The sequence below is a fragment of the Gordonibacter pamelaeae genome, assembly GCF_003340385.1.
Lineage (GTDB): Bacteria > Actinomycetota > Coriobacteriia > Coriobacteriales > Eggerthellaceae > Gordonibacter > Gordonibacter pamelaeae.
In genome coordinates, this window is record NZ_PPTS01000017.1 from 1 (window position 1) to 8,072 (window position 8,072).

General features: G+C 63.1%; 6 protein-coding genes and 2 pseudogenes. 7 read left to right on the plus strand and 1 reads right to left on the minus strand.

Annotation, left to right across the window (positions count from 1 at the left end; genetic code table 11):
- Window positions 1-189 (plus strand): annotated as a pseudogene (locus tag C1877_RS15520) (hypothetical protein); the annotation flags it as partial.
- 193 nt (window positions 190-382) lie between these two features.
- Here the strand turns inward: C1877_RS15520 and C1877_RS14915 are convergent.
- Window positions 383-1,342, minus strand: coding sequence for a helix-turn-helix domain-containing protein (locus C1877_RS14915; protein ID WP_015539333.1), 960 nt, complete (start codon window positions 1,340-1,342; stop codon window positions 383-385).
- A gap of 166 nt (window positions 1,343-1,508) precedes the next feature.
- On the opposite strand from C1877_RS14915, the gene C1877_RS14920 reads away from it, so the two are divergent.
- The 6 genes and pseudogenes from C1877_RS14920 to C1877_RS14945 form a co-directional block, all read left to right on the plus strand.
- A complete protein-coding gene (locus tag C1877_RS14920; protein WP_114569512.1) occupies window positions 1,509-2,132 on the plus strand; it encodes an MptD family putative ECF transporter S component in 624 nt (207 codons plus the stop codon).
- A gap of 2 nt (window positions 2,133-2,134) precedes the next feature.
- Window positions 2,135-2,833, plus strand: a complete 699-nt coding sequence (locus tag C1877_RS14925; RefSeq protein WP_015539332.1) for an energy-coupling factor transporter transmembrane component T family protein — start codon at window positions 2,135-2,137, stop codon at window positions 2,831-2,833.
- The gene (locus C1877_RS14930; RefSeq protein ID WP_244909872.1) at window positions 2,830-4,377 is read left to right on the plus strand and encodes an ABC transporter ATP-binding protein; all 1,548 of its coding nucleotides are present in this window, start codon (window positions 2,830-2,832) and stop codon (window positions 4,375-4,377) included. Before C1877_RS14925 ends, C1877_RS14930 begins: the two co-directional genes overlap by 4 nt.
- Complete coding sequence (locus tag C1877_RS14935; RefSeq protein ID WP_114569514.1) at window positions 4,374-6,188, plus strand: ABC transporter ATP-binding protein; 1,815 nt, start codon at window positions 4,374-4,376, stop codon at window positions 6,186-6,188. Before C1877_RS14930 ends, C1877_RS14935 begins: the two co-directional genes overlap by 4 nt.
- Window positions 6,189-7,931 (plus strand): ABC transporter ATP-binding protein, encoded by a 1,743-nt coding sequence (locus tag C1877_RS14940; RefSeq protein ID WP_015539331.1) that lies wholly within the window; start codon window positions 6,189-6,191, stop codon window positions 7,929-7,931.
- A 4-nt stretch (window positions 7,932-7,935) separates the two neighbouring features.
- Window positions 7,936-8,072, plus strand: a pseudogene (locus C1877_RS14945) (metal-dependent transcriptional regulator); the annotation flags it as partial.

Genomic DNA, 8,072 nt, shown 5'->3' on the forward strand with positions numbered 1-8,072 from the left:
CGGCGTGTGGGCGTCGACGGGAAGCGCCTGTGGCGCGTCCTCAACGGGGAGCGCGCCATGCGCGCCGACGAGTTCGTGCGGCTGTGCGCCGAGCTCGAGGTGGGGCTCGGCAGGTTCCTTCCCGCCCGCGATCAGGCGCCGCAGGCAGATCGTGGTCAAAATGGGCAGGGAAAAAGGATTTGCAGTTAGTTCGTCGTCCGCTCTTCGGGTATCCCGAATCGTTTACTCTAGCTCGAATGGCTGTGATTCATACGAGTCGTTTTCGGTTTGCTGCGTTTGAACGTGCTGGGGGTTCGTTAAGGCATGCTTGCTGCAACAAGATAATTCGATATTGAAGGAATGTGGCAGTGTCTGAGCCGCATCAGCCTTTCTCGCCCGCTTTTCACAGACGATCCTGCCTGAACCGCTGGGGGGAACAGCCCTTGTGCCTGCGAAACGCCTCGGTGAACGCTCCCGCCTTACTGTAACCGACTTCCCTGCCGACCTCGGCGATGGGCAGCGCTGTTTCAGTGAGCAGCCTTTCGGCTTCCCTCATCCTCTCCCTCGCCACGTAGGACGCTGGAGGAAGGCCTGTCGCCTTCTTGAAGAGCCGTTTCATCTTCGTCTGTCCCATATACAGTTCGGACGCGAGCCGCGTGCACGACAAATCGCCGCCAAGGTTCCGAGCGATATACGCGCACGCCCAGTCGACTGCTGCCATGTCCTCTTCGGTCATTCTGGGCCTGCCGCCATTCGGCTGGGCTGCGCACTCCATCACGAGGGCGATAGATTCGGAGATAACTCCTTCGTAAAACAGATCCGCCGCGATCCCCCCGCCTCGATACGAACGCGCCTTGCGAAGCAAGTCGACAAGCCCCGGAAGGTCGCGCCGTCCGTCTACGCCCGCAAACGCCTTGCGGACGTCCTCTATTTCGCCGAAGCGACTCTGCAGATAATCCCGATAATAATCTGGCGAGATGGTGATCGACGACGCCACGGCAACGGAACCTTCCGAGAACCGCGCTTCGTACTCCTCGTTTTCCCCGCCGAGATACACCGTGATGGCGCCCGGGGCGAGCGGAGCCCCTCGGCGCTGCGCGACGCCCGAAACCTCGTCATAGCAGCCCAAGCACAGGTGCTCGGTGCATCGATAGCGCATGGTCCACTCCCTTGCGAAGCTCATCCTGAACGCGTTCACAGCGAAGAGGTTGTCCCGAAAGTACGCCCAGTACTCCCCGGACCCCATGTCGCTTTCGAGAACCCTCAAAGTGCCCGCAGGACCGTAGTTGCCGACATCGCGGGAAGGCACGAGGTGCCATTCCCTGAACGCCTCTTCGTAAAGGTCGCGTTCTATGCTTTCCATCTGACCTTCTTTCGCCTCGTTTCAATGCGGCGTTCCCCGATTCGTCCCTTTCATTCCGTATCGGGTCCCGCTTTTGCTTTCGCGAAGACTGGAACTCTGCCTATTCGTCCATTATAGCCAAGAGTTAAAGATGGCTAACTAGACAGGGAACATAAGGAGGAATCGGATGACGCAAGACGCTCCAACCCCAAAAAGCAACAGGTGGACCACGCGCGACGTGCTGACGTTCGTCGTGTTCAACCTGATCATCATGGCGGTGACCATCGTGGCGAAGATGATCGAGGACATGGTCCTGGCGCCCCAGAACACGTTTTTCGTGGGGTCGTGGCTATTCCCGCTGCTTGCCACGCCGTTCTACGTGGTGATGGCGGACCGCATCGGCAAGCGAGGCGTGCTGGCGGGCTCGACGCTGGTATTCGGGCTGCTCTACACGTTCATGGGAGGGCTCTACTGCGCTCCCGTCGCCGTCGTGGGCGCCCTTATCGGAGAGCTCGTCATGTGGGGGAAGGATTCCTACCACGACATAAAGCGCGTCGTAGGTGGCTACATCGTGTACTGGGTGACGTTCGGCTTCTACGGGATTATGCCGTATCTGCTGTTCAGGGACGCCTATATGGAGCAGTTGGGAACCTACTACGACGCGGCTGACGTGGCGGCAATGGTGGCCCAGTACACCGAGCTGCCGTGGATCCTGCTCATGATGGCGATGTTCGCCACGGGCACGATCGTCGGAGGGCTCATCGGGTCGAAGTTCCTGAAGAAACACGTGCGCAAGGCGAAGATCGCCTAACCATGGAAAAGTGCGACATCAAAACTGGGGTGTTCGGCCTCGACCCGCGCACGCACCTGTTGTCGTTTCTCGTTGTCGGCATCGCCGCGATGCTGGTGACCGGCCTTTTGGAGACGGCGCTTCTGCAGCTGCTCGCCGCGGCGTACCTCGCGGCGAACGGGAGGGCGCGCCTTTCGCTCAAGATGTGCGCGAGCTTCACCGTTGTGTGCGGGCTGAGCTTCCTCCCGCTCTCCGGACTGTACGGGGCGCTGTTCGTGAGTTTCCTTCACATGATCCCGCCGTTCACGGCGGGCTGCGCGCTGTTCACGCTGTCACCCTCGGCGATCATGTGCGCGCTCGACCGTTGGAGGCTGCCCCAGCGGGTTCTCGTGGGCGTGTGCATGGTGTTCAGGTTCGCCTCCGTCCTCTCGTTCGAAGCGCGCTCCATCGTGCGCGGCATCCGCATGCGGGGCATCTTCCCTCATGCGTTCGACATCGTGCGTCATCCGGGGTTGGCGTACGAATGCGTCTACACGCCGCTCGTCATGCGCTCGCTCAGGCTTTCGAGCGAGCTTGCCGCCTCCGCCGAGCTGCGCGGCATCGAAATCGGTCGGGGACGAACCTCGGTCTACCACGTGGGCTTCACCTGGAGGGATGCCGCGTGTTTGGTCGTTGTCGCGGTCGTATGCGCGGGAATCTACGGAGCGGGGGCGATTTTGTGACAGGCGAATTCGAATCATCCAATGCGCTCAAGGAAAACCCCGTATGCGGCAAGCCTGCGGAGGAGGCGACAGCCCTCGCGTTTTGCGACGTCTCGTTTCGCTATGTGGATGAGGCAGAACAAGAGGATTCGGCATCTGCTGACGATGCGGGAGGAAGCAGGGTCGAGGACGTGTCCTTCGAGGTGCGCGCCGGCTCCTGCACAGTTCTGTGCGGAAGGTCGGGCGACGGCAAGTCGACCGTGCTGCGATTGGCGGACGGATTGGCAGGGACGTTCTTCCCTGGAGTGCGTATGGGTTCCGTTCTGGTGAGCGGCACGGAGGTCCTTTCGCTTTCCGCTCGCGGGAGGACCGAGGCCATGGGCGTGGTCATGCAGGATCCCCGCAGCCAGTTCTTCATGGGGACGGTCGGCGACGAGATCGCCTTCTCGCTGGAAAACCTCGGGGTCGACCCTGCTTTGGCCGTTGAGCATGTGCATGAGGCGGCACGGCTGTGCGGGGTTGAAGGTCTGCTTGCCGAGAAGCTTACCGAACTGTCCAGCGGTCAGAAACAACGCGTCGCAATCGCAGCCGCTATCGCGTGTCGCCCGTCGTTTCTCGCGCTCGACGAGCCGACCTCCAACCTGGATGCAGGAGGTGCTGATGCCCTAGTTAGCATTCTCGCCAAGCTCAAGCGGCGCGGCGTGGCGATTCTGGTGTCGGAGCACAGGCTCCACAAGCTTCTGCCCGTCGCCGACGAATTCCTTTGCATGAGAGATGGCAAGGTCGCGTCGCGGTGGAGTGCGGAGGAGTTCGCCGCGCTTCCGGGCGAAGAGGCCGACGCATTCGGATTGCGCCATCCCGGTATCACCATCGCGCGCGATTCGAATGCACGACCAGCGGAATCACTTGATTCCCGCTGCGGTTCCACCTCATGGCATATGGAGGACGTGACGTATCTCTACCGCTCGACAGGCCGTGGCATTCGGGGCGTGACGGCGGAGTTTCCCTGCGGTGCTGTGACGGTGGTATGCGGGGGGAACGGTTCGGGCAAGACAACGCTTGCGAAGGTTCTCGTCGGGGCGTCCCACCCGCAGAAAGGCCTGATAACCAGGGACGGCAAAGCGCTCTCACCGCGGGAGCGGAGGCACCTGAGCTATTTCGTGATGCAGGACGCCGACTATCAACTGTATGCGGGGAGCGTCGCCGACGAGGTGGTGCTTGGCCGACGCGTTGATGATGTTTTGAAGGCGCGTGCCTGGGAGGCGCTTGATGCCTTCGACCTGAAAGACCTTGCCGACAGGCACCCCGCCAGCCTATCGGGCGGGCAGAAGCAGCGCGTGACACTTGCCGCAGCGTACTGCTCGGACGCCGAGCTCGTGGTGCTCGACGAGCCAACGAGCGGACTGGATGGGAGCGGCATGCGGGAGGTGGCTTTGTGGTGCCGTAGGCTTGCGGCGGAAGGAAAGGCAGTGGTGATTATCACCCACGATGAAATGCTAGCGCGGCTGGCGGGCGACCGGAGGGTTGAGCTGGCAGCGCATGACGAAGGGAGGAAAGGGGCATGAGTCACGTGACTCCGCTTGACCGCACCGCGCGTCCGAGCGCGTTTTCGAAGCTGTTCTACTTCATGCGGCCCGATAAAGCGCGCATGGTGCTCTCGCTTGTCCTCGCTTGCTTGGGCGAGGCGGCGGGTATGGTCCCGTACGTGGTCGTCGCCTTGCTGGCTGCCGGTCTCATCGAAGGCACGCTCACGCTTGAAATGGCAGCTCTGTTCTCACTCGCTGCAGCAGGAGGGCAGATCCTCAAGTTCGTGCTCACGTGGCGATCGTCGATGATCAGCCATGGCATCGCCTTCAAGGCTTTGCGCACCATGCGCGAGCAGATGGCCGAGAAGATGTCACGCGTGCCCATGGGCGTCATCGTCGACACGCCCACGGGCACGTTCAAGAACCGCTTCGTGGACAACGTGAACCAGCTGGAGGACGCCATCGCGCACTTCATGCCGGAGCTTCCGAGCAACGTGTTCGCGCCCATCCTCGCCATGACCATCGTGTTCGCCGTCGACTGGCGCATGGGGCTCGCCGGCATCGCCACGATCCCCTTGGGCGTGCTCTTCTACCTGGGCATGATGCGCGATTACAAGCCCAAGATGGCGCGTTACATCAAAAGCGAGCAGGACATGAACTCCACGCTCGTGGAGTATGTCAACGGCATCCAGGTGATCAAGGCGTTCGGGCGCACGGCGTCCTCCTACGGGTCGTTCTCCGATGCCGTGGCGGAATACCACGACTCCACGCTTGCGTGGTTCCGGCAGAGCTGGGTGTGGATGGCGGCGGTGCGCTCGGTCGTGCCCTGCACGTTGCTCGTTTCGCTGCCGCTTGGCGTGTGGCTGCTCTCCGTCGGGCAGATTGCGCTTCCCGCCTTCATGGTGTGCATCGTCATTCCTCTGGGCTTCATCGGTGGCGTTTTGAAGTTCGCCCAGGCGGCAGGCCAGATCTCGCGTATGGATGCCTGCCTGAACGTGGTCTGGGATTTCCTCGGTGAGCCCGAGCTTGCGCGCCCCACGCAACGCGTGGAGCTACAGGGCGAGTCGTTCGCGTTCGAGGAAGTGTCGTTTTCTTACCATGAGGGCACCGAGGTCCTGCACGACGTGAGCTTTTCCACCGAACCGGGAACGATCACGGCGATCGTCGGGCCGTCGGGCTCGGGCAAATCGACCGTCGCCAAGCTTATGGCGGGGTTCTGGGATGCGAGCGCAGGAAACATCACATTCGGCGGGGTCGACGCGAAGGACATCCCGTTCGAACAGCTCATGGAGCACATCGCGTACGTGGCGCAAGATACGTTCCTGTTCGACCGCTCCATTGCCGACAACATCCGCATGGGCAAGCCCGACGCGACCGACGCCGAGGTGGAGGCGGCGGCGCGTGCCGCAGGCGCCCACGGATTCATCAGCGAGCTTCCGCAGGACTACGCTACGCCTGCGGGCGAGGCGGGCGATCGACTTTCGGGCGGCGAGCGGCAGCGCATTACCATCGCGCGCGCCATCCTGAAGGACGCATCCGTCGTCATCTTGGACGAGGCGACCGCCTACGCCGACCCCGAGAACGAGGCGCTGGTTGAGCGCGCCATCAGCAAGCTGGTGGAGGGCAAGACGCTCGTCACCATCGCGCACCGGCTCTCGACCATCACAGGCGCCGACCAGATTCTCGTCATGGACGCAGGGCGCATCGTGGGGCGAGGGCGGCACGATGAGCTGCTGCAAAGCTGCCCGCTGTACGCCCGCATGTGGCGCGAGCATCAGGGCGCGGTAGGGGTGCTCACGGACAAAAACGTGGAAGACCGGGCGGCCATCCGCCCCGAGGAGGCGAGGTAGATGTTCGCCATCGTAAAACGCATACTCGACGTGGCGGGAAGCTTCTCGCCTGCGTCGCGACGCAGTCTCATTGTTGGCATGGTATGCAACGTCCTAAAGGCGTTCTTCATGGCCGGGATGCTTGCCGCGGTGTGGTGGGCGCTCGAGAATCGTGACCATATGGGTGTGGACGTGGCGCTGCAGTGCCTGGGCATCCTGCTGGCGAGCGTGGCGGGCCAGTATATCTTCCAGTACCTCGTGGACATCAAGATGGACGCCGAGGGGTTCCACATCTTCCGCGACATGCGCCTGCGCGTGGGCGATCGGCTGAAGGGTGCTCCCATGGGCTATTTCTCCGAGCAGCGCCTTTCCGCCATCACCACCACGCTCACCACGACGCTGCACCAGCTGGAGGAGTTCATGACCATCTGCCTCACCGGTCTTTCGGGCGGCGTGGCGATGGCGGTCATCATGAGCTTGTATTTCATGCTGTTCGCGCCGCCGGTGGCGTTCATCACGTTCGCGGGCATCGCCATGGGGCTCGTGGTGCTCGAATGGCTGCGCCGCCGCTCCACCGCGGTGACGCGCGAGGTAACCGCCGCCCAGGAGGCCATGACCGACAAGGTGATCGAGTACGCCCGCGGGATGGCGGTGCTGCGCACGTTCGCCACGCCCGACGAGGCGCTTGCCGAGGCGAAGGCGTCTTTCGAGCAGAAGCGCCTGGCCGACTACCGTCAGGAGCAGGCGGCCCAGGGAATTCTCAAGCTCTATGCGCTGGTGTTCAATCTGGCGAGCTGCGCGGTGCTGTTCGCGGCGTGCGCCCTGTACCTCACGGGTGGACTGCCGCTCTCGTGGGCGCTCACGCTGCTCGTCGCCGCGTTCATGATCTACGGCGAGCTGATCAGCGCGAACAATGGCGCCTTTCTCACTAAGAAGATAGAGGGCGAGCTCGACCGCGTGGACGAGGTGTGCGCGGTTCCGCGTCAGGACACGACCGACGAGCCTCTTGCGCCGCGAGGGTTCGACCTGGCGATGGACGGCGTGTCGTTCGGCTACGACGACCGGCGCGTCATCGACCACGTGACGCTTCGCATCCCCGAGGGCACCTCGTGCGCCATCGTGGGGCCAAGCGGGTCGGGCAAGACCACGCTGGTGAACCTGCTCGCGCGGTTCTGGGACGTCGATGAAGGATTCGTGAGCGTGGGCGGCGCGGACGTGCGCGACGGCACGGCGGAGAGCCTACTTTCGCACATATCCCTGGTGTTCCAGAACGTGTACCTGTTCAACGACACGGTGGAGAACAACATACGGTTCGGGCGGCCGGATGCATCGCGCGATGAGGTGGTCGCCGCGGCGAGACGTGCGCGGTGCCACGACTTCATCGAGCGCCTTCCGCAAGGTTACGACACGGTGCTGGAAGAGGGCGGAGCCGACCTGTCGGGCGGCGAGCGGCAGCGCATATCCATCGCGCGCGCCATCATGAAGGACGCGCCCATCGTCATCCTGGACGAGGCGACCAGCTCCGTCGACCCCGAGAATGAGCATCTGCTCATGGAGGCGATCGGCGAGCTCACGCGCGGCAAGACGCTCGTCACCATCGCTCACCGCCTGAACACGGTGCGCAACGCCGGCCAGATCCTCGTCGTGGACGCCGGCCGCATCGTGCAGCGCGGCACGCACGACGAGCTCATGCGTGAAGACGGGATCTACCGCCGCTTCATCCGCATGCGCGAAGAGGCGGCCGACTGGAGGCTGGGGGCGTAAACCGATGAGCAAACAGCGCTCCACGGAATCATCGGAGGACTACCTGGAGGCGATCCTGCGCATCCGCTCCGAGCGCGGCTCCTGCCGCAACGTGGACATAGCGTGCCTGCTGGGCTACTCCAAGGCGAGCGTCACCAAGGC